Here is a 22,082-nt window from a genome sequence, read left to right on the forward strand (position 1 = left end):
CAAGACCCTCTATTTGATCTAAAAGAACAAGGATGACCCGATGGACTTTTCATTGACCGATGACCAAGTCGCCTTTCGCCAAACCGCCCGTCAGTTTGCGCAAAAAGAGCTCAAGCCAAATGCTGCTGAATGGGATCGCAACTCGCACTTCCCAGTAGATATAATCAAAAAATCTGGTGAGCTTGGTTTTTTGGGACTGTATGCCAATCCAGAATATGACGGCTTAGGCTTACCAAGACTCGACTCAGCAATGGTGTTTGAAGAGCTTGCATGGGGCGATACGGCTGTAGCCGCTTATATGAGTATTCATAATATGGCGGCATGGATGATTGGTGAGTATGGGAGCGATACCTTATGTAAAAAGTATTTGCCTAATATGGTTAGCGGTGAGTGGCTGGGTAGTTACTGTCTCACAGAACCGAATGCAGGATCAGATGCCGCATCATTACGCACCAAGGCGGATAAGCAAGGCGATTATTATGTGCTAACGGGTGAAAAAACCTTTATTTCAGGCGCAGGCTCAACCGATGTTTTGGTGGTAATGGCGCGTACTGGCGGTACTGGGCCAAAAGGCATATCCGCGTTTGTGGTAGATGCCAATAGTGCTGGCATAGAATATGGCAAAAACGAGCACAAAATGGGCTGGAAAGCACAGCCAACACGAACCATTAGTTTTAAAGATGTAAAAGTCCCAGTAGAAAACCTAATAGGCGAGGAAGGTCAAGGCTTTCGTATCGCTATGAAAGGACTGGATGGTGGCCGTATCAATATCGGTATTTGTGCAGTAGGAACTGCACAAGCAGCATTAGAAACCGCAACCAGTTATGTGCAAGAGCGCAGCCAGTTTGGTAGCCCAATTGCCAGCTTACAGTCAGTACAGTTTAAGCTTGCTGATATGTTGACTCAGACTATTGCCGCACGCCAAATGCTGTATCTAGCAGCTGACAAAGTCGACAATAATGATGGACAAGCGTCTACCTACTGCGCAATGGCAAAACGTCTATCTACGGATCTTTGTTTCGATGTTGCCAATGAAGCCTTACAGTTGCACGGCGGCTATGGTTATCTAAATGAGTATCCACTTGAGCGCCACGTACGAGACTTACGTGTGCATCAAATCTTGGAAGGCACCAATGAGATCATGCGAGTGATTATTTCACGTCAGGTTTTACAGGATGAAGGATTAAGTCAGCTGCGCTAATTTATCTCGTTTTACTAAAACAAGGATGTTTTATGACAGATTATACAAATCTAAAGCTATCAATTGATGGTCATACCGCAACATTAATGTTGAATAACCCACCTGCGCATACGTGGACGATGGACAGTCTGTATGCACTTAAGCAGCTCATCACAGACCTCAATACCAATGATGATGTCTACGCATTGATCGTGCATGGTGATGGCGAAAAATTCTTCTCAGCTGGTGCAGATTTAAACAACTTCTCAGACGGTGATAAAGGCCGTGCTATCAGCATGGCGATTGCATTTGGTGAGGCGTTTGAAGCATTGTCTGCCTATCGTGGCGTCAGTATCGCTGTGATTAACGGCTATGCAATGGGTGGTGGACTAGAGTGTGCGCTCGCATGTGATATCCGTATCGCAGAAGCGCACGCCCAGATGGCACTGCCAGAGACGGGCGTAGGATTATTGCCATGTGCTGGCGGCACACAGAATTTACCTATGTTAGTAGGAGAGGGTTGGGCCAAACGCATGATACTGTGCGGTGAGCGTGTTGATGCAGAGACGGCGTTGCGTATCGGTTTGGTTGAAGAGGTCGCGGCAAAAGGTGAAGGGTTGCAAGTCGCTCAGGACTTAGCAAAAAAAGTCGCTAAGCAATCACCCGTCGCCGTCAGTTACTCCAAGAAACTTATTCAAGCGGCTAGAGACACCCCGCCTGCGCAAAATCTTATCCATGAGCGTGAAGCTTTCGTGAAATTGTTTGACACGATGGATCAGCGCGAAGGGGTACAAGCCTTTTTAGATAAGCGTAAACCCAATTGGCAAAACAAATAAGCAGCGGTCAAAATGCTTTAGCCATCTTTATTATTTAATTTTGTAGGTCACTTTTATGACAGCAGCGACAAACGATACCAACCCCCAAGCATCAGTACATAATGCAGCCCAAGAAGCGTCTGTATTGTTCAATACTGAACCGACGGATTGCGGACACTTGATTGGGATTATGACACTTAACACACCCAAATCGCTCAATGCGCTTAGCGTCGATATGTGCCAATTGCTCTCAGCGCAGCTAGAGCAGTGGCAAGCCGATGATCAAGTGGTGGCAATGGTATTAAAAGGCGCAGGAGATAAAGCGTTCTGTGCAGGCGGCGATATTCGTAAGCTCTATGACAGTATGTCTACCAGTGCGCCAATGCCAAATCCTTATGCTACTGAGTTTTTTAGTCACGAATATCGTCTCTATCGTCAAATGCACTTTTATCCGAAACCATTAATACTTTGGGGTGATGGCATCGTTATGGGCGGCGGTATGGGGCTAATGGCAGGATGTAGCCATCGTCTGGTCACTGAGCGCACACGTTTTGCCATGCCTGAGGTCACCATTGGACTATTCCCTGATGCATCTGGTAGTTGGTTTTTACAGCGTATGCCTGCTAAGACGGGTTTGTTTTTAGGTCTAACTGGCGCGATGTGTAATGGCAGCGATGCGCTATTGGCCAATCTGGCAGAGTATGCCGTTGCCAGTCAGGATTATGATACCGTCATGCAGCGCCTCAAACAGAGCAACTGGCAGGCAGTCGATAACACGAGCGGTGCAGATAAATGCCATGACAATAGTGCGCATAGTATTGTCAGCCGTGCGCTTGCTGAGCTGTCAGTAGCTGAGCTGCCAGATAGTAAGCTTGCAACATACTGGCAACCTATCCAGAAATTGATGAATAGTGGCAGTCTGGCTGATATCGATGCACTGTTACAAAGCGATGCAGCACTCGCACAGCTAAACCAAGACTTTGCAGAAGACAGCTGGACGCAGCGCGCAGTCGTCACCTATCGCCATGGCTGCCCAGTAACAGCCGCATTGACCTATGCGCTCTATTACAAAGTCGCTGACTTATCGATCGAACAAGTGCTGTATTTAGAGACCAATGTAGCTGTTCACTGTGCAGCCAATCCTGACTTCAAGGAAGGTGTGCGAGCACTATTAATTGATAAAGATAGAAGTCCTAAATGGTCGCGCTCATTAGTAGACTGTCTCAGTGTAGAAGGGCAGGCGTATATCGATCAGCATTTTGTCAATCCTTATCCAAAAGGTGAGCATCCTTTGGGCGATTGGCTGGGTAATGACGCCTTGGGTAGTCAGTATGTCCGCTAGCTGTTTAAAAGCAGTTTATAAAGTAGGACGCAAGCAAGATTTACTAATAAATACTGTTAAATAGTACGTAGCAATAGCTACATCATAAATCATCAAGGAGTGATGAGATGGGTACAAAGGATATAAGTACGATGGATAATAATAACTCTAAACCAAATATTGCCTTTATTGGGCTTGGTAATATGGGTGCACCAATGGCAGAGAACTTATTAAAAGCAGGTTACGAGCTATCTGTTTTTGATTTGTCTGAGGTTGCAACCCAGCGCTTAGCACAAGCAGGGGCCAGCGTCGCAGAAAGTCCTAAAGATGCTGCAAGTAATGCTCAAGTTGTGATTAGTATGTTGCCTGCAGGTCAGCACGTGCATTCGGTGTACTTGGGTGATAGCGGATCTAATGGTCTGCTAGCAGAACTGCCAAAAGGAACGCTTGTGATTGATAGTAGTACGATTGCGGCGGCTGATGCAAGGACAGTGGCAGAAGCGGCAAGTAAAGCAGGGATCGACTTTTTAGATGCACCGGTCTCTGGTGGTACAGGCGGAGCAATTGCGGGTAGTTTGACTTTTATTGTTGGCGGTAGCGTTGAAGCTTTTGCCAAGGCTGAGCCTATTCTCGCTGTCATGGGGAAGAACATCTTTCATGCAGGCGAGCACGGCGCAGGACAAGTGGCTAAAATCTGTAATAATATGCTGTTAGGCATTCTGATGGCAGGCACGGCAGAGGCAATCAATTTAGGAGTCAAGAACGGTCTAGATCCCAAAGTGCTATCAGATATCATGCTACAGAGCTCAGGGCGTAACTGGACATTAGAAGTTTATAACCCTTATCCAAAAGTCATGGAAAATGTGCCATCTAGCAATGGCTACCAAGGCGGATTTATGAGTAAGCTGATGCAAAAAGATTTGAACTTAGCGATGCAAACGGCTCAAGATACGCAGGTGGATACCCCGATGGGGGCAAAAGCGACGGAGCTATATGCTTCACATGCGATAGAGAATGGTGATAAGGATTTCTCTAGCATCATAGGGCGTCATGATGACTCGTTATTGTCTTAGCGCTATCGTCAAATTCATATAAAATTGCTAGTGACAAGTGTTATCTAAACATCCTTTATGTCAAAAATGTTCTATAAGTATAAAATTAGATAATAACAAAAAGGTCTGCGTTCTCATTAGAGCGCAGACCTTTTTTGTGACTTGTCTATTAAGACATTAGCTTTGTAGATCATATACGAGACTCTGAACGTCTTGTGCTGCTTCTTGCAGTCTTGGTACGTGCGTCAGCAAATCATCCAATGAGACGCGTATGGTGGGCGCATGTAAATAAAGAGATGCCAGATAGCGTTGCTTTTTATCCAAGATAGGTACAGCGACTGCCACCATCTCAGATATAAATTCCTCATTATCGATACCGACGCCAGTGGCAGCGATATGATCCAGCTCGATATTCAATGTATCGATATCAGTGATGGTGTTTTTGGTGAACTTATCTAATGGCAAACCCTGCAGTATTTTCATACGGCTGCTCTTAGACAATTGGCTTAAATAAAGCTTGCCTGTCGCGGTACACCACATTGGAGATTTTGCACCTACAGGAAGATATATTTGTAGCGGTAACGTCGTCTGTGCTCGGTTGGTGTAGATCATATTCATATGATAAGGAATACCAATACCACAAGTTTCTTTGAGCTCATCGACAAGTTTTTGCAAAATCATCTGTCGCTCATTAAAAAACAGACGCTGCTGCCAGAGCTCAACGCTTAGGTTACGTACTCTCTTACCAGGAATAATGCCGCCACCAATATCAACGGTTAAAAACCCATCATCGACTAAATTTTGAATCAATCTATGGATGGTGGGTTTGGGAATATCCAGCTCTTGTGATAGCTCAAGGGGAGAGAGTGGTTTTGCGGCATAAGATACGGCTTCTATAATCTCCAGCACACGGGTAATCGACGATACTTTAGGCATATACATGGCTCAGTAGTGGTAAGAAAGGCACATCACAATGTGTTCATAGTGTTCATAAATAAGACAAACAGTCATAAACCTGAAGCCTTATGACGAGTTCGTTATTATCTTTCAGTTATCTCTAATTTAGCACAATATGCAGCTGAGACAAGGCTTAGTGTGCCTTTATAAGCACATTTATTTGATTTAACCAATAACCTCTGATTTTTCGCAAAAGTAACATTAGATACACCCATTCACAGAATGCAACACTCTGTAGTAATAAGCTATATAAGTGTCATTGAGTCTCATCGTAATTTTGGTCACTATACAGACATATTTTGTAATACCCTTACATGAACGTTAAGCAGCTCGATATTCATGTTTACACTGTTCGGTTACTTTGAGAGCGTTGTGTAACTCAAACACAGAGTTTTGCAGATTGGTGTAGCAATTATTACAGTATCTATGCAATCTTTACATAATGGCAAATAAAAAGAGCATCACTAGGGGTGACTTTTGATGCCAAAATTGTTTTAATTCGCTCAACAAAATGATGGTCTAAAAAAAGCAGAATTATCATTTTTTACGGGCGGGTTTTATTTCACACTTTAGGAGCGTAACTATGAAATTTATTAAATTAACAGCAATTTCTGCTGCAGTTTTGGCATCAACTGCTGCATTAGCAGCTGAGCCAGTTATCGTTGTTGATAACAATGACGCAGTTGTATACGAAGCTGAGCCAGTTGCGGTAGCTTATCAAGCTGAACCAGTTGCAGTTGCTTATGAAGCAGAAGAAACTAACACTGGCATCATCGGTAAAACGACAGGTGCAGTTCGTAACACTACTGGTGCTATCTTTGGTGGTACTAAGACTTTGTTCCAAACAGCTATTAACCCAGCATCTGTTAGCGCCGAAGCGGGTACTTTAGGTTATGGTGCTAACATCGGTTGGTCAATCAATGACAAAACTGAATTGCAAGCTGGTTGGGCAGGTGGCGATGCAGCTGACCTTTTCGGCGGTGATTTTGACGCAGACGATGTAAACTACGACGTTGACTCTGACTTTAGCAACCCATACTTAGGCGTACAAGTACGTCCTATGGCTAACTGGTTCACAGTTGGTGCTGGTATCATCGTTCCTGATAACGATATCGATGTACGTGCTAACGCTGAAGGTCCAAATTTCAGAATTGATAACGTTGATTATAACGCTGCTGAAACTGGTACTTTATCAGGTACTATCGAGCATCGTAATAAGCTAGCACCTTACGGAACTATCGGTTTCCGTCCTAACATCACCAATAACTTCGGTGTATTTGGTGAAATTGGTGCCGCTTACATGGGCAAAACAGACGCTACTGTGACCTCAAGCAATTCAGGTCAAAATGTTACAGCTACTACTGTAAATGGAACAACACAGGTTTCTGCTGATGACGTTGCTAAAGCAGCTGAGCAAGAGCTTGAGAATAAAGATTACTTAGAATGGTTCCCAATTGTTAAAGTTGGTGCAACTTACCGTTTCTAATCTAATCGCAGTCTGAGTACTGTTGTTAGAAGAAAAGTAAGCAAAAAGAACGACCCTCTTAGGGTCGTTTTTTTTTGTGTCTAAAATATGATGATAAGGTTCTACAGCAATATAAAAAGCCAACTTAAAATACAATGACGATTTGCTGTGAGGGTAATACCGAAATGCGATAAGAGGTTTGATGGTCTGTACTATCTATTGTATAGAGGTGCTCTATAGCATGTTGGTGGTTATTGGATCTAAATACATCAAGCGCAGGCAAGTTAGTACTTGATAGGCTGGGAATAAGATAGGCATAATCCTTACCCAAACCTTGAGCCAAGGTATATTGATGTATTTTGATAAAGCTTTCTTTTATCTGCCAAAGAAATTTGGCCGTCATATCTCGCTGACTCGTTGGCATCGCTTGTAAAAGGGTAATTTCATTGTCTGAATAGAAACGGGTCACTATATGCCACGCAATATTACTGGTCTCCACATCAATCCCAGCAGGACGATGATGGCTGATAACCACTGCTACTTGATTGTATGAAACTTTGCCGATTTTTTCATTTAATGATTCATCAGTATTGTTTTTATGACTGGCAGCTGTATGGCTGAAACAAATGTAATATCTGCTGTTAGTCAATCGATAAGGAAAGCTCGATTCATCCAAAGTGTCATCAATCTCTAGCTTATGTAGCAGCATTTGTAATAATTGTCGCACCCCTTGGCGCTGCTGTTGACGCTGAGTATGGGCAATACGGCGTGCTGATGGGCGTGTTTGCTGTCTATGAAAATGCCAGTCAACATTATCAAGCCTGATGGTGTCTATAGATACCGTATCAGAAAAGCCTGCCCATGATAGATGATTCCATATATCTATACTGTCTATAGAAAAAGATGCAGCGCTAACGTGTGCGGTCATGCACCATGTCGTCGGGTCGAGCTGAGTATGCTGAATATGAGTTAACGGTATCGTTGGCATTGTTGGTTCTGTTTATTATAGGTTCTAGAAGTAGGGCTTTGTTAGCATTAAGCCAATAGTCATGTCATGATTTGACTATATTCAGATCAGAAACATGTTCCTTATCTGAACAAATAATACAGAAAAGCCCAGTAATTTACTATTACTGGGCTTTTTTGCATTCAATGCGTGTCTTAGAAGGATACCTTAGTAAGACAATTCAGCACGGCGGTTCTGTGCATAAGCATCTTCAGCATTGCCAGCGGCAGCAGGACGTTCTTCACCGTAGCTAATAACACGGATGTTGTTGGCAGCAACACCCTGAGCTGCCAGATAGTCACGTGCTGCTTGTGCACGGCGCTCGCCTAGAGCCATGTTGTACTCTCGGCTACCGCGCTCATCGGTATGGCCTGCGACAACGACACCAGCTGATGGGTTTGAGTTTAGCAAACTTACGTGCTGGTTAAGGACACTCGCCGCTTGTGTAGTGATTTCGCTGCTATCAAAAGCAAAGTAAACCACTGCCTGTATATTTTCAGCACCAGTGATGACAGCGTTTGAGTTACCAACCATCACAGCACCAGTGTAGCCGGCTTGTCCACCTGGGATGCCTAATGGCGCCACTACAACTTCAGAAGTGGCGCGCTTGGTAGCACAACCTGTGGTAATAGCCACAGCGCTTGATAATACAGCAAGAACAGCGATCTTAGAAAAACTGATTGACATGACGAGCTCCTAAAATTTTAATTAAATTTGTTTTTTTGAACTGCTCACGATAAAAACCAGGCAATTGCTATCTATAATATACTAGATGTTACTTTATGTAATTAGTTTTACTGTAAATTATCTAAGAACTTACATAGAGCCATAAGATGGCTACCAGCGGTGCTTGCCCCAATTTTCAGGATTGGCCCAGTAGTCAGCATTGAGCCAGTTTGGCAGTTGCTTATAATCGTATAGATTAAATTGCCAGAGCGTCGCTGATGCAGAAGATGAGGTAATCGCCGCCATATCCTCTATATTTAGTGATGGCTCACTTAAGATATCGAATGGCGTGAAGCCATAGGGTTGTAAATTGATTGAATCATCAATCGCGATGAGCAAATGTGCTGCATACAGGTCGCGATAGCGCATCAGTAATGGCACGTACTGCTGTATCTGCTCTTGTGACAAGGCAGGTAGCCAAAAACAAACCAGCTCATAGCGACTGAGTAGTGGTTGCCTATTAAGATCCGAGAGTGTCGACGTATCCCAGGCTTCTGCTGTCAAAGTATCCGTCGTGGCCATGCTGTGTTTTAACTGTATTTGTAGTGCAGCTAGGTCGGCTTTCTCATGCGCTACCCATAGCAGCTCAGTGGCGTTATTAGCCGGCTCGGGGGTTTGTGACAGTTGGACATCTAATGAGGGTAGGAGTGCATCGACATACTCTATCAATAACGGTAGAGTAATCTTGGAGTGGCTGGTAGTAGGTGTGGTCATAGAATAGGCCGTTGGTTAAATAGGATTATCAGTGTCCCTATTAAATCATTTTCGACGAGATAGTCAATCTACGATAGAGGGCAAATTATAGTGCCATAGTTAAATGTCCAAACATAACGTAAATTATAAACGCAGTTATCTGAACCATGACACTTGAAATTTGGCGGTTTAAGTCAATTTAGTTATAACGCGTTGCTTACTAATATCATATATCATCATTGTCAGCTCAACGTAAAATCGCTATCAACCATATATCTATATCATCAATAATAATAGGAAGTCTTATGTCTACTGCTGAAACGGATGCTCAAATCATCAATCCTGACATGCCTGATGTGCCGCCACATGCGCCAAGCAAAATTAATTTAAAGGATTATCAGAAGCCCAGCTTTGATGTCGATACTGTCCATCTGGATATTAAACTATTTGAGGATTATGCCCAAGTAGACAGCACACTTAAAATGACGCGTCAGACAGCGGGCGCTATTGTCCTATTTGGTGAAGATTTAGAGCTACTGGCCATTACTATGAATGGTGACAAACTAGCAGCTGAGCATTACAGCCAAGAAGCGGGTAAGCTCACGATTCATGATGCGCCTGAGCAAGTCACCTTAGATATTCAAGTACGCATCTGCCCGCAGACCAATACCGCGCTTGAAGGTCTATACATGGCAGGTAGCGGTGCCGATACGATGTTTGTGACCCAGTGTGAGCCAGAAGGCTTTCGCAAGATTACTTTTTACCCAGATCGTCCTGATGTATTGGCGATATTCACCACGCGTCTAGAAGCAGACAAGCGTTACCCGACACTATTGGCTAATGGTAATCTGGTCGAAGCAGGTGAGGTGACCGATGCGCCAGACCGTCATTATGCAATTTGGCATGACCCAACCAATAAACCAAGCTATCTATTTGCTTGTGTCGTCGCTGATTTGGATGTATTGACGGATGCTTATACGACCAGTGAAGGCCGCGAGGTCTTGCTTGAAATATATGCAAAATCTGTCGATATCGATAAATGCGATGTCGGCATGCAAGCGCTAAAAGATGCCATGAAATGGGATGAGGTCAATTATGGCCGAGCCTATGATTTAGATCGTTATATGATCGTTGCGGTCAGTCAGTTCAACATGGGTGCGATGGAAAACAAAGGCCTCAATATCTTCAATACAGCCTGCGTGTTGTCTAGTCCTGAGACGACCACCGATGCGCGTAGCTTTAGCGTCAAAGCCATCATCGCTCATGAGTACTTTCATAACTGGACAGGCAATCGCATCACCTGCCGTGATTGGTTTCAGCTGTGCCTAAAAGAAGGTTTCACTGTCTACCGCGACCAATCATTCTCAGCGGATCAGCAGTCGAGTGCGGTACAGCGTATTGATGATGTGGCAACGTTGCGTGCCCATCAGTTTGCCGAGGATGCAGGCCCACTGGCACATCCAGTACGCCCAGAGAGCTTTGTTGAGATTAATAACTTTTATACGACCACCGTCTATGAGAAAGGCGCTGAAATTGTGCGGATGATTGCCAATACCTTAGGGCCAGATGACTTCCGTAAGGGCACGGATGAGTATTTCCGTCGTTACGATGGACAAGCAGTGACGGTTGAGGATTTTTTGTCAGCACTCAGTATCACTGATAACAAAATCGAGGATTTCATTGATTGGTATCGTCAGCCTGGGACACCAGTGGTATCGGGTCATCAAAACTATGACAGCGCTGCAAAAACACTGACTATTAGCTTAAGTCAGCAGACTCGCCATGTTAGTGGTTTTGACGCGCCAAAACCGTTGCCGATACCGGTGGCGACTGCGCTGTTTGATAAAGAGTCTGGCGATATTGTCGCTGAGCGTATGCTACTGCTCGATCAAGCTGCCCAAACCTTTGTCTTTGGGAATGTCGTCAGTGAGCCTGTGGTGTCTTTACTGCGAGATTTTAGTGCGCCGGTACAGCTCAACTACGATTATCAAGACGCAGATTTGGCATTTTTGCTCAAGCATGAGACCAATGGCTTCAATCGCTGGCAAGTGACTCAAATGCTGGTGAATCGTATTTTATTACAAGGTCAAGGTGCGAAAAGCAGCCCTGATGTGTACTTAGAGGCATTGGCACAGACATTGCCTGTCTTGGCGGCTGATGATGCGATGCTGGCCGCAAGGTTGCTTGATGTTCCTTCCGCGCAAGAGCTGGCTTCTGCCATTCACAAAGACTATGATCCCGCATTGGTCAAAAACCAACGCAATAGCTTATACAAGCAAGTAGCTGATACCCTAAAAGATCAGTGGGCCGTCTTATATGCAACTCTGCCAATGCAGTCTTATGAAGACAGTGCTGAGGCTCGCGGGACTCGTGCTTTGCGTAATGTGGTACTCGATATGGCGTTGACTGCTGATGTGGATGGTGCAGCCGACTGGGCGCAGCAGCAATATGACAATGCCAGCTGTATGACAGAACGTTTTGGTGCACTAAAAGCAATGGTCAACCATCAATTGGACATAGCTGACGATTACTTGGCGGACTTCTATGAGCGCTTTCAAGCCAATGATTTGGTGATTGACTTGTGGTTCAGTGTACAAGCTGCCGCTGATAATGTGACGCCTGATAAAGTAACATCATTACTTAAGCATGCAGATTTTGACTGGAATACACCAAACCGTGTCCGTTCAGTGATCAGTGCCTTTAGCTCACAGCCAACGGTATTATGGACGGCAGAGGGTCTGAAGATATATACTGATGTGATCAAAAAACTGGATGATGCCAATCCAGTATTAGCCTCGCGTCTGGTTCAAGTGCTGGCACGTTGGAATACCTTGGCAGAGCCGCACCGTCAAATAGCACAGGATCAGCTGATAGATTTACAGCAGAACGTAACGTCTAAGCATGTCATTGAAAGCTTGGATAGCGTGTTGGGTGCTGCAGATAGTTAATTAAAGAGATACGAACAAAAAAAGCCCGTTTGGCACTGGTTATAAAGTGCCAAACGGGCTTTTTGTTATTTGCTGATATAACTGTGTTCTAAAACGCAAACGATCAGCAATCGATATTAACGATTTGGTAGTATATCTTTTACCATAGCATGTAAGCTACGCATGGCTACGACGGTGCTATCCCAGTCTAGGCAACCATCAGTGATAGATTTACCATACTCAAGCTGGCTTAGATCAGCAGTCAGCTTTTGATTGCCGCCTTTTAGATGACTCTCAATCATCATGCCAATAATTGATTTATTGCCATTTTGAATTTGTTCTGCAACGTTTTGGATGACCATCGGTTGTAGATACGGGTCTTTTCCTGAGTTGGCATGGCTTGAGTCAATCATGATTTTACTATTGGTTTTGCCTTTTGCTAGCTCGTTTTCGACTTGAGCAACCGCAGTTTCATCATAATTCGGTTTGCCGTTACCACCGCGTAGTACCACATGTGCGTAAGGGTTGCCTTTAGATTTGATGATTGATACTTTACCATCTGAGGATAGACCTAAGAAGCTATGACCTTCCTTAACCGCTTGCATCGCATTGACTGCTACCGTCATACCACCATCAGTACCGTTTTTGAACCCAACTGGGCAAGACAAGCCTGAGCTCATCTCACGATGCGTTTGACTTTCAGTGGTACGAGCGCCAATTGCTGACCAGCTGATCAAGTCCTGCATGTACTGCGGGGTATTTGGGTCAAGTGCTTCAGTCGCACACGGTAGCCCTTTTTCATTTAGATCAAGAAGTAGTTTACGAGCAGTACGCAAGCCTTTTTCGATATCGAAACTGTCATTCATGTCAGGGTCATTGATCATGCCTTTCCAGCCGACGGTGGTACGCGGTTTTTCAAAATAAACACGCATCACGACAAACACGCTGTCTTCGATCTCTTTTGCCAATACGGCCAAGCGATCAGCATATTCATGAGCGGCTTTGATATCATGAATAGAGCAAGGTCCGATGACCACAAACAGACGCTTGTCTTTACCATCCAAGATGTTTTGAATGGTTTTTCGACCGTTTAGTACGGTTTTATAAGCCTCGTCTGATAGAGGTAGCTCGGTTTTTAGCTCATCGGGAGTAATCAAAGGAATAAATTTTTCAATATTCACGTCGTCAATATCTACATTATGGGTAACTGATGTTGTCATGATTATATATCGTCTAGCTGATTTATAGGAACAATCATTATGCGGACAAAAGTGTTGGTTGACAAGGGCAGTCGAGCAGTTAATTGACTGATAACTGGAATGAGGAAACCAAAACTTAGTTATACTTATAAGTACTTGGCATGATATTTAGTGTCTTAAATGTCGCTTTAGCATTTGGTTTTTCTGTTTAATTATAAAGTTTGGCGATACATGGGCACCGTAAACGCTGAAATTTTATATACGAATTTAGCTATTTGTATCATGGTCACGTATGATAGCAACATTAAGACACACCCTAACAGTAGACCGCTAAAATAATAAAGGTGCAAAACGTTTATTATTCATAAGATGCTATCGCCGATTGATTGTGTTGTATTTCACAACAATGGCTTTTTATTTTATTTGTATGTTTTTAATATTGAGAGCTTATCATGACAGATTCTGCGATGTCTCATCAACAAGCTGAGCTGATTTACCAGACCCAGATGAATGCCCAAGCGGCCAAAACAGATGTCAAGCCGCTAGTGATCGCCATTGTCGCAGGGGAGGTGTCAGGCGATAGCTTGGGCGCAGATTTTATGCAGCAGATGAATAACCTACGCGATGACATCGTCTGGGTAGGTGTGGGCGGCGCAAAGATGCAGGCGCAAGGGTTACAGAGTATTTTTCCATTGGAGCGTCTGGCCGTGATGGGTCTGGTCGAGGTCATGGCGCAACTACCAGACTTACTCAAAGCACGCCGAGAGCTATTAAGTGCCTTTAAGGCCGCTAGTATCGATTGGTTTATCGGTATTGATGCGCCTGATTTTAATCTGCGAGTGGCCAAAAAGCTCAAGCCTCAAGGTATATATTGTGTACAGTATGTCAGCCCTTCTGTGTGGGCGTGGCGTGAGTCGCGTATCCATAATATTAAAGCGGCGACCCATTTAGTGTTGTGTTTGTTTCCATTTGAGCTGTCGGTCTATGAGCGTCACAATCATCCAGCAATCTGTGTGGGTCATCCGTTGCTAAGAACCATCGATCAGGCGCTGATAGATGTACCGATTAATCAGCGCCGCAGTGAGCTCGTTTGGCACAATGACGGTCTACAGCAGTTTTTTATCGAGCGCTTTGATGATGTGAGCCAGCTGATTTGTGTGATGCCAGGCTCACGCCGCGGCGAAATCACAGCGATTTTGCCATTGATGCTTGATGGGATTCAAAAGCTCATACTGTTAGACCCAAAACTGTGCTTTATCATTCCAACGGTCGATCAAAACCATCAATACATTGTCCAAGATGTCATTGATCGGTGCTCAGAGCAACTGCGTGCAGCCATTGTCGTCGTCTACGATGATACACAGCCAGAATTTAGCCAGCACGCGATGGCCGCGTCAGATATCGTCATGCTCGCGTCTGGCACCGCCACATTAGAGGCGCTGCTGCTCGAGCGACCGATGGTTGTGGTGTATCAGCTGAACCAGCTGACCTATCAGATTGCCAAACGATTGGTAAAAGTCCCTTATGTGGCACTGCCCAATATTTTGGCAGGTGCGGCTATTGTTCCTGAACTCATACAAGAGCAGGCGAGTGGGGATAATATTTGCCGTACGGTCATGCGCTTATTGCAGCCACGCGCTTACGCTGAGCAGCTAAAAGACCTTATCACCACCAAGCAAGCCTTGCAGCAGCAAAGCAATCACGAGCCTGCCAATAGCGTGATTGACCAGTTCTTTGTTCAAACGCAGGATTAACACAGCCAACGACTCTTCATTTATTATCAATAAGACAGACAGCAAAGCGCTATGAATACTCAGTCCAATGTAGAAAACACCATTAAGCCAATTGGTGCGGATATCGAAAAAATCGATATTAAAGGTCAGTATATCGAGTTGGCCACACCCATCCGCTTGTTTGGACAATTAAACGTCTCCCAGCTGCAGGCTCAGTATCCAATGCAGAGTAAGCAAGGTTCAACGCCGTCAATATTACAGATTGGGGTAGATGAAGCGGGACGTGGCCCGCTACTGGGTAGCGTTAATGTGGCCGCAGCGATATTACCAGCCACTTGGTCGGGATTGATTGAAGAGCAGCTGCTTAAAGAAACACCATTGTCAATACTGACAGATTCCAAAAAATTGAGTGAAAAAAAGCGAGACCTGCTCTATCCACTGGTTCAACAGCATGCAGTGGGTTATCTCATTGCGGAGATACCGGCAGCGGTCATTGATCAGGTCAACATTCTACAAGCAACGATGCTCGGTATGCGGCTATGCACAGAAGTGCTGGTAGAAGCGGTTATCAAGGCACTGGCCGTACAAGCTATAGATAATCAGCCAAATCAGTTACAGATGCAGGTATTGTTTGATGGCAATCGCTGTCCTGAATTGAACCAATCGATATTTGATGCATTGGGTATAGAGACCAGTGCTATTGATTGCCAAGCGTGGGTAAAGGGCGATGCCCGTCATACCAGTATCGCTGCCGCCAGTATATTGGCAAAGGTGAGCCGTGATAAAGCCATGTATACACTCGATGCCGAGCATCCAGAGTATGGCATTGCCAAACATAAAGGCTATCCGACGCGTGCGCATATGGAGGCGATTGAAAAATATGGTGTCTTGTCTGAACATAGACGCAGTTTTGCACCAGTGAAAAGAGCACTCGAGCATGCATCAGCAAGTGAATAAATTAAATAGCCTAAGCAAAATGAAGCTATTATCTGGAATAAAAACCTGCTACTCATTGATAACGAGTAGCAGGTTTTTTATTTGTAAGTTAGAAAGCAAAAGCCTGTGGTTTATAATACAATAAAGATTGTATCGAAATAGCAAAAGGTGAACCGACTACCAATACTCACATAAAGGATTTCCATTTTCATCGCAATTTATATAGGTTGTTTTTTATAAGTTATTTTTTAAGGATAAGAGATAATGGCCAACACTTCCCAAAAAAATCTAGCGGCACTGCTGTTTTTGACAGTGTTCCTAACGGCTTGTGGTGGCAGCGGCGAAGACTCTGATAGTACGCCTGTATCTAATGACCCATCACCAGCTACTCAAGCAGAGAACACTCCTAAACCAACAACCTCAGAACCCATACTATCAGCACCAATCATCGAAACACCTGATAATGATGGAAATATCCCGAGCGTACCAGTTGATAAGGATAATAATCCCGTCAATAACGCACAGGCAGCGCTCAGTGCCAACAATCAATTCAGTATTGCCAGAACGAGCTGCGGCCTAAAAGGTCTGTCTGTTGATACGGATCTCGATGACATTGCTATTCAGCATGCCAACTATATCAAGCACGTGTTTGCAAACAGCACACCGACCAGCTTTAACTCTCACTTTGAAAATGAAATTGCCGATATCGCAAATGTGACAGGCTCAAACAATCCTTTTTTTAATGGATTAGACCTAGCAGATCGTTTAATAAACGCAAACTATCTCAATTCACAATATGGTGTCACCGAAAACATCGCGCAATCTGTCTATTATAGTTCAGCAGGCGATTTTTTAAGCTCAGAGATGGTGGCAGGCTCGATGGCAAAATCGTTGCTATCAGCGCCTTATCACTTGCGTTCGCTCATGATGCCAGCCTCTATTTTAGTGGGGACGGGGATGCTCACTTATAACCCCAATGGTAAGAACGCTGCTAACAATCGGGGCTACGTACTGGTGAGCAATGCGTCAGCGACAAAAGCGTCAGCAGACAATACGTTCTCAGGAGTGTTTACGTACCCATGTCAGAATGTGACAGGTACAGTGACTGCACTATATAATGAGACGCCAAATCCAGTGAGAGGTACTGGGCGCAATTTACGTACTGACCCTATCGGGCAGCCTATTTATATCAGTATGCCAACTGCCAAGAGCATTAAGGTCAGTAATGTCAAATTTCGAGATTTGCAACGGGCGACAGATGTACCGAGTCAGCTCATTGACGTCGACAATGATCCTTATCTCAATACCAACTATGCACTACCCGCGAACGAAGCGTTTATATTACCGATGACCGATGCCCTCAAAAGCTGTGAGGTAGGTAGTAAAAAAGGCGGGAATTGTGGACTCTATGGCAATACTCAATATCAAGTGAGTTTTGATGTCCTAGTTGACAATAAAACGTTAAAGCAGCAAGCATTTACCTTTACCACAGGTAATGTCAATTACTAGGGAAATTTGCTATTTAGATTGCATCGCTGAAATCACACAAAAAATGGCTGAATCAGATCACTGGTTCAGCCGTTTTTTTGAGTCATTTTAGAGAGTTTTTAATTGAACTGGGAATCTTTTAGAATGATGAGTTTGGTTGTCTGAGGAAGTTTTTCTCATCCTCTGTTGACTCGCGATGCAGTGTGTCATTACGATGCGGATAACGACCAAATTGATCAATAATTGCTTTGTGACGATGTTCAAAATCTAAGGTGTTGGCGTCGTCTAACTGCTCGAACAATGGCAAGTAACGTGTATGGATCAGCGCTGATTCAGAGTGCATAAATGGGATAAGAATGAATCTGCGCCACTGCATCGGTAATGTATTAAAATAGGGTTGCTGAATGGCTTCTTGGGCCAGTACCAATGCCATACTGTCTTGGGCAAAGGCACTGGCTTGTCCGCGGCATAGGTTACGTGAAAACTGATCCAATACGATAATCTCGGCCAGTCGTCCTGCCAAAGCGGTGATTGAGCTATTACCATCCAATGAGGACATCGCCGTACGCCACGTGACGCATTCTCCTTGTATCGCTGCCTGCCAAATACTGCCGAACTTATCCTTTATCTGCTGATCAAAGCGAGCATCTTGTACAAACCAATAAGGCTCACTGTCTTTATAGAACCAAAAATCCAAGACAGCACATGCGTCAGCGTTAAGATGCGTCAGATTTATACTTTTTGAATCGAGCTGCGGTGAATGAGATCGACTAGCAGGAGTAGAATAATCCGTTGATAGTGACATAAAATATTCTAATTATGATGAGTTTAGTCTACTATAGCGCAAATATTTATGTCTGTCTGTCAAGATACCAACAGCAGAGTTTCTATTAGGTAATCTATTATGAATGCAAAAAATTTAGAACAATTCGTCGGCGTATCATTGCCACCAACGCCTTACTATGTATTGGATGAAGCCGCGATCGTGGCCAACATGAAAATCATCGCGCGGCTCTGTGAGTTGTCTGGTGCCAAGGCATTATTGGCACTAAAATGCTTCGCTACGTGGGGCGTGTTTGATGTCATGCAGCCGTATCTGCATGGTACAACTTCATCATCACTCAATGAAGTCAGACTGGGGTATGAAACTTTTGGCAACAATGACGATGCTGATAGCCAAGGCAAAAAAGAGACTCATGCCTATAGCGTGGCCTATAGTGCAGATGAGATGCCTGAAGTATTAAAATACGCGGATAAAATCATCTTTAACTCTATCTCGCAGCTCAATGCTTTTGGGGCGCAAGCACGTTCGAAAAACATTCCTGTAGGACTACGACTTAACCCGAAAACCAGCAACTCGTCTTTTATCATTGCGGATCCTGCGCGCCCATTTAGTCGTTTGGGCGAGCATGATAAAGACAAAATTGCAGCGGTGCTTGGCGACATTACGGGCGTTATGATTCATAACAACTGTGAGAACGACAGTTTTGAGGATTTTAGCGAAAGTTTGGCTGATATCGAAGTACGATTCGGTGATATTTTGCAGCAGCTTGAGTGGGTCAGTTTGGGCGGCGGTATTCATTTCATCGCTCCTAACTATCCGCTAGAGAAGCTGGCTGAACGCTTAAAATCGTTTAGCGAAACCTATGGCGTTCAAGTCTACCTTGAGCCAGGTGAGGCGAGCATTCATGGCGCTGGCACATTGGTGACCACCGTTTTAGACACCATGCACAATGAAAAAAACCTTGCCGTGGTTGATTCCTCTATCGAGGCGCATATGCTTGATTTACTGATTTATCGTGAGTCAGCACCCATTGCCGCTATCAATCACACGGCGATGGATATCGCTCCTATTGGTCATTCAGTCATTGAGACGTCAGAACCGATGCTCGAAAACGATACAGACAGTACGCTTATTTATGGCCGTTCTTGCCTAGCAGGGGATATCTTTGGTGAGTATGACTTGCCAAGTGATTTACAGATAGGCGATCAGATTGCCTTTGGTAATGCCGCAGGCTATACGATGGTTAAGAAAAACTGGTTCAATGGTGTCAACATGCCTGCCATTGTGATTCGTCGCCTTGATGGATCGATTGATGTGCAGCGTGAGTTTGACTATCAGGATTACAAAGCCAGCCTATCTTAATGCTCAACACCAGTGCTTGATCTTTATTACCATGCTATTGTCGAGTTTTTATAATTTTAAGTAATAAAAAACAAAGGCTTAGCTTATATTGGTGAATATTTTAGTATCTGTGTTTTTTATACATTTTTTTTACCGATGATGTTATAAAAATTGTTATAATCGCGTCGGGCAAATACTAGAGTGGTATTTGCCCGACGGGTGCGTGGGTTTTCCTCGGTCTTCCTTTTTAATTCACGCATATCATTCACTCGTTTCTGTTTTGCATAGCCACAATCAATGGTATCGACAGGGACACAAAGGAGGATTGTTCATTGAACACAAACCAACCAGTTAAGCCCAACAAAAAAGACGTACTCATCATCGGAGCAGGCGGTGTCGCTCAAGTGGTCGCGCATAAATGTGCGATGCATAATGATGTGCTTGGTGAGATTCATATCGCCTCACGTACCAAAGACAAATGCGATGATATCGCGCAAAGCGTAAAAGAAAAAGACAGCTTTAAACAAGCTGCGGTTTTGCACACGCATCAAGTCGATGCGATGGACAGCCAAGCGCTGGTGCAATTGATCAAAGAAATAGAAATTCAAATCGTCATTAATGTCGGCTCGGCATTTATCAATATGACGGTATTAGAAGCCTGTATTGAGACAGGTGTTGCTTATATTGATACGGCGATACATGAAGATCCACGTAAGATTTGTGAGACGCCACCGTGGTACAACAACTACGAATGGCAACGTAAAGAGCGCTGTGCAGACAACAATGTCACTGCCATTTTAGGTGCAGGGTTCGATCCTGGTATGGTCAATGCTTATGCGCGTCTTGGCTATGACATGATGGATGCAGGTTCAGTTACCGATATCGATATCATTGATATCAATGCAGGTAGCCATGGCAAATACTTTGCGACCAACTTTGACCCAGAGATTAACTTCCGTGAGTTCACTGGTACCGTTTACTCTTGGCAGGATAGCAAGTGGCAGTCTAACAAAATGTTTGAAGTCAAACGTACTGATGACTTGCCAGTGGTTGGCGTACAGAATAGTTACCTGAGTGGTCATGATGAAGTTCATTCATTGTCAGCCAACTTAGATGTGCCAAACATTCGCTTTTGGATGGGCTTTGGTGAGCATTACATCAATGTCTTCACCGTCCTACAGAGCTTAGGATTGCTATCTGAGCAGCCAGTGATGACTGCTGAAGGTCAAGAAGTTGTGCCACTTAAAGTAGTCAAAGCAGTATTACCAGACCCAAGCTCGCTTGCACCGAACTATACAGGCAAGACCTGCATTGGTGATAAGGTCAAAGGCAAGATCAACGGTGTTGATAGCGAAGTGTTTATCTATAACGTCTCAGATCACAAAGATGCTTATAACGAAGTTGGTAGCCAAGGTATCTCTTATACCGCAGGCGTGCCACCCGTTGCTGCTGCCATACTGGTCGCGACTGGTGAATGGGATGCGGGCAAGATGGTCAATGTCGAAGAGCTAGATGCCAAGCCGTTTATCAATCTACTAAACAAGATTGGTTTGCCAACGCGTATCAAGGATAGCGAAGGTGATAGAGCACTTGAGTTTGATATTTAAATAACGAGTTTGATTTAGAAAAGCCTGTCTTCTATAGATAGGCTTTTTTTATGTCTGGGTTTCTACTTAAGTTTTATAATGAGACATGAGGACTGATACTGTCAGGACTAGCAGCGATATTGTGTTCTTGCTACTATCTATTGTAATTGAGGCTTCTTTGAATAAGCTTCAATTGGAATGCTTGAAAGTCAGCTTATCAACTCATACTTATATCTACTTTATCGGTGCATTGGACGCATCCTACGTCACTCATATTAAGGATGCTGATCTATTTAACTAGGAGGCATACAAATTGATCTCAGAATCTTACTACTGGAAAGAGTCTCTTCTAGAGTGTGCAAATCGTTTAGCAAGCTATTCAAAATTAAAAGATATAAACTTAAGAGATTTAGTTCAAATTGAAAAAGACATATTCATCAGTTTCTATTCTATTAGAAAACTAATGGACACCGCTAAAATAAGTGATTCTACTAGGGAGCTAGAAGTTAATCTTGGCTGGAGTCCTAATCTGAAAAACGTGACTATGCTCAACAGTCATAAGCTGAACGAACTATACGACTTAAATGATACAAGATGTGAAACAAAAAATCTCAGATTTTTATGCAACCAGTTTGTGCATAGCTATATATTTGAAGTTGTAATAGAAGATAGCAAAGGGCTTTCTTATTGTTACTTTACCTCTGATCGAGATAAAAATAAAAAATTATTTTTTATAACAGTAGAAGTACTTGTACATATACTCAATTTAGTTGGCAATGATTATCCATCTAAATTGAAAATCGCGAGAAATTCAAAGACTGGAGAACTTCTTACGGAAATATCATAATTCCTGTTATCGATACTATGGCGTAA

The 22,082-nt window shown here is 43.8% G+C and carries 18 protein-coding genes; 12 read left to right on the top strand and 6 right to left on the bottom strand.

Features of this window, described 5'->3' with window-relative positions:
• The first annotated feature begins 40 nt into the window (after positions 1 to 40).
• From IP485_RS06725 to mmsB, 4 genes are all read left to right on the top strand, one after another.
• Entirely contained in the window at positions 41 to 1,201 is a 1,161-nt protein-coding gene (locus IP485_RS06725) for an acyl-CoA dehydrogenase family protein (protein ID WP_198326581.1), read from the top strand.
• A gap of 32 nt (positions 1,202 to 1,233) precedes the next feature.
• Entirely contained in the window at positions 1,234 to 2,016 is a 783-nt protein-coding gene (locus tag IP485_RS06730) for an enoyl-CoA hydratase (RefSeq protein ID WP_198326582.1), read from the top strand.
• A gap of 55 nt (positions 2,017 to 2,071) precedes the next feature.
• A complete protein-coding gene (locus IP485_RS06735) occupies positions 2,072 to 3,337 on the top strand; it encodes an enoyl-CoA hydratase/isomerase family protein (RefSeq protein ID WP_198326583.1) in 1,266 nt (421 codons plus the stop codon).
• Between the two features lie 131 nt (positions 3,338 to 3,468).
• Positions 3,469 to 4,389 carry a 3-hydroxyisobutyrate dehydrogenase gene (gene mmsB, locus IP485_RS06740; protein WP_227686459.1) on the top strand — a complete coding sequence of 307 codons (921 nt, stop codon included), beginning with the start codon at positions 3,469 to 3,471 and terminating at the stop codon, positions 4,387 to 4,389.
• 156 nt (positions 4,390 to 4,545) lie between these two features.
• Here mmsB and IP485_RS06745 read toward each other — a convergent pair whose 3' ends face one another.
• Positions 4,546 to 5,304 (bottom strand): IclR family transcriptional regulator, encoded by a 759-nt coding sequence (locus IP485_RS06745; RefSeq protein WP_198326585.1) that lies wholly within the window; start codon positions 5,302 to 5,304, stop codon positions 4,546 to 4,548.
• Between the two features lie 604 nt (positions 5,305 to 5,908).
• Here IP485_RS06745 and IP485_RS06750 point away from each other — a divergent pair.
• Positions 5,909 to 6,811, top strand: a complete 903-nt coding sequence (locus tag IP485_RS06750; RefSeq protein WP_198326586.1) for a hypothetical protein — start codon at positions 5,909 to 5,911, stop codon at positions 6,809 to 6,811.
• 124 nt (positions 6,812 to 6,935) lie between these two features.
• Here the strand turns inward: IP485_RS06750 and IP485_RS06755 are convergent, their stop codons facing one another.
• The 3 genes from IP485_RS06755 to IP485_RS06765 form a co-directional block, all read right to left on the bottom strand.
• Positions 6,936 to 7,778: a 4'-phosphopantetheinyl transferase superfamily protein gene (locus IP485_RS06755; RefSeq protein WP_198326587.1), complete on the bottom strand. Its 843-nt coding sequence runs from the start codon at positions 7,776 to 7,778 to the stop codon at positions 6,936 to 6,938.
• Between the two features lie 186 nt (positions 7,779 to 7,964).
• Positions 7,965 to 8,483, bottom strand: a complete 519-nt coding sequence (gene pal, locus IP485_RS06760; protein ID WP_198326588.1) for a peptidoglycan-associated lipoprotein Pal — start codon at positions 8,481 to 8,483, stop codon at positions 7,965 to 7,967.
• A 150-nt stretch (positions 8,484 to 8,633) separates the two neighbouring features.
• Entirely contained in the window at positions 8,634 to 9,236 is a 603-nt protein-coding gene (locus tag IP485_RS06765) for a DUF6231 family protein (RefSeq protein WP_198326589.1), read from the bottom strand.
• Positions 9,237 to 9,562: 326 nt separating this feature from the next.
• On the opposite strand from IP485_RS06765, the gene pepN reads away from it, so the two are divergent.
• Positions 9,563 to 12,163 carry an aminopeptidase N gene (gene pepN, locus IP485_RS06770; protein ID WP_227686467.1) on the top strand — a complete coding sequence of 867 codons (2,601 nt, stop codon included), beginning with the start codon at positions 9,563 to 9,565 and terminating at the stop codon, positions 12,161 to 12,163.
• Positions 12,164 to 12,279: 116 nt separating this feature from the next.
• Here the strand turns inward: pepN and IP485_RS06775 are convergent, their stop codons facing one another.
• On the bottom strand, positions 12,280 to 13,362 hold the full coding sequence (locus IP485_RS06775) for a 3-deoxy-7-phosphoheptulonate synthase (protein ID WP_198326591.1): 1,083 nt from the start codon (positions 13,360 to 13,362) through the stop codon (positions 12,280 to 12,282).
• Between the two features lie 485 nt (positions 13,363 to 13,847).
• Between IP485_RS06775 and lpxB the strand changes: the two genes are divergently transcribed.
• The 3 genes from lpxB to IP485_RS06790 all read left to right on the top strand — a co-directional run bounded on the left by lpxB (position 13,848) and on the right by IP485_RS06790 (position 17,519).
• Complete coding sequence (lpxB, locus tag IP485_RS06780; protein WP_227686468.1) at positions 13,848 to 15,095, top strand: lipid-A-disaccharide synthase; 1,248 nt, start codon at positions 13,848 to 13,850, stop codon at positions 15,093 to 15,095.
• Positions 15,096 to 15,146: 51 nt separating this feature from the next.
• Positions 15,147 to 16,031, top strand: a complete 885-nt coding sequence (locus tag IP485_RS06785; RefSeq protein WP_198326593.1) for a ribonuclease HII — start codon at positions 15,147 to 15,149, stop codon at positions 16,029 to 16,031.
• 243 nt (positions 16,032 to 16,274) lie between these two features.
• Entirely contained in the window at positions 16,275 to 17,519 is a 1,245-nt protein-coding gene (locus tag IP485_RS06790) for a CAP domain-containing protein (protein ID WP_198326594.1), read from the top strand.
• Between the two features lie 118 nt (positions 17,520 to 17,637).
• On the opposite strand, the gene IP485_RS06795 is transcribed toward IP485_RS06790, so the two are convergent.
• Entirely contained in the window at positions 17,638 to 18,303 is a 666-nt protein-coding gene (locus IP485_RS06795) for a DUF924 family protein (RefSeq protein WP_198326595.1), read from the bottom strand.
• A 99-nt stretch (positions 18,304 to 18,402) separates the two neighbouring features.
• Here IP485_RS06795 and IP485_RS06800 point away from each other — a divergent pair, with 99 nt between their 5' ends.
• From IP485_RS06800 to IP485_RS06810, 3 genes are all read left to right on the top strand, one after another.
• Positions 18,403 to 19,644, top strand: coding sequence for a carboxynorspermidine decarboxylase (locus tag IP485_RS06800; RefSeq protein ID WP_198326596.1), 1,242 nt, complete (start codon positions 18,403 to 18,405; stop codon positions 19,642 to 19,644).
• 311 nt (positions 19,645 to 19,955) lie between these two features.
• Entirely contained in the window at positions 19,956 to 21,230 is a 1,275-nt protein-coding gene (locus IP485_RS06805) for a saccharopine dehydrogenase family protein (protein WP_194364245.1), read from the top strand.
• 292 nt (positions 21,231 to 21,522) lie between these two features.
• Complete coding sequence (locus IP485_RS06810) at positions 21,523 to 22,056, top strand: hypothetical protein (RefSeq protein WP_198326597.1); 534 nt, start codon at positions 21,523 to 21,525, stop codon at positions 22,054 to 22,056.
• Positions 22,057 to 22,082 lie beyond the last annotated feature (26 nt).

Origin of the sequence: Psychrobacter sp. NG27 (assembly GCF_016106655.1) — a bacterium.
In the GTDB taxonomy this organism is placed as follows: Bacteria; Pseudomonadota; Gammaproteobacteria; order Pseudomonadales; family Moraxellaceae; genus Psychrobacter.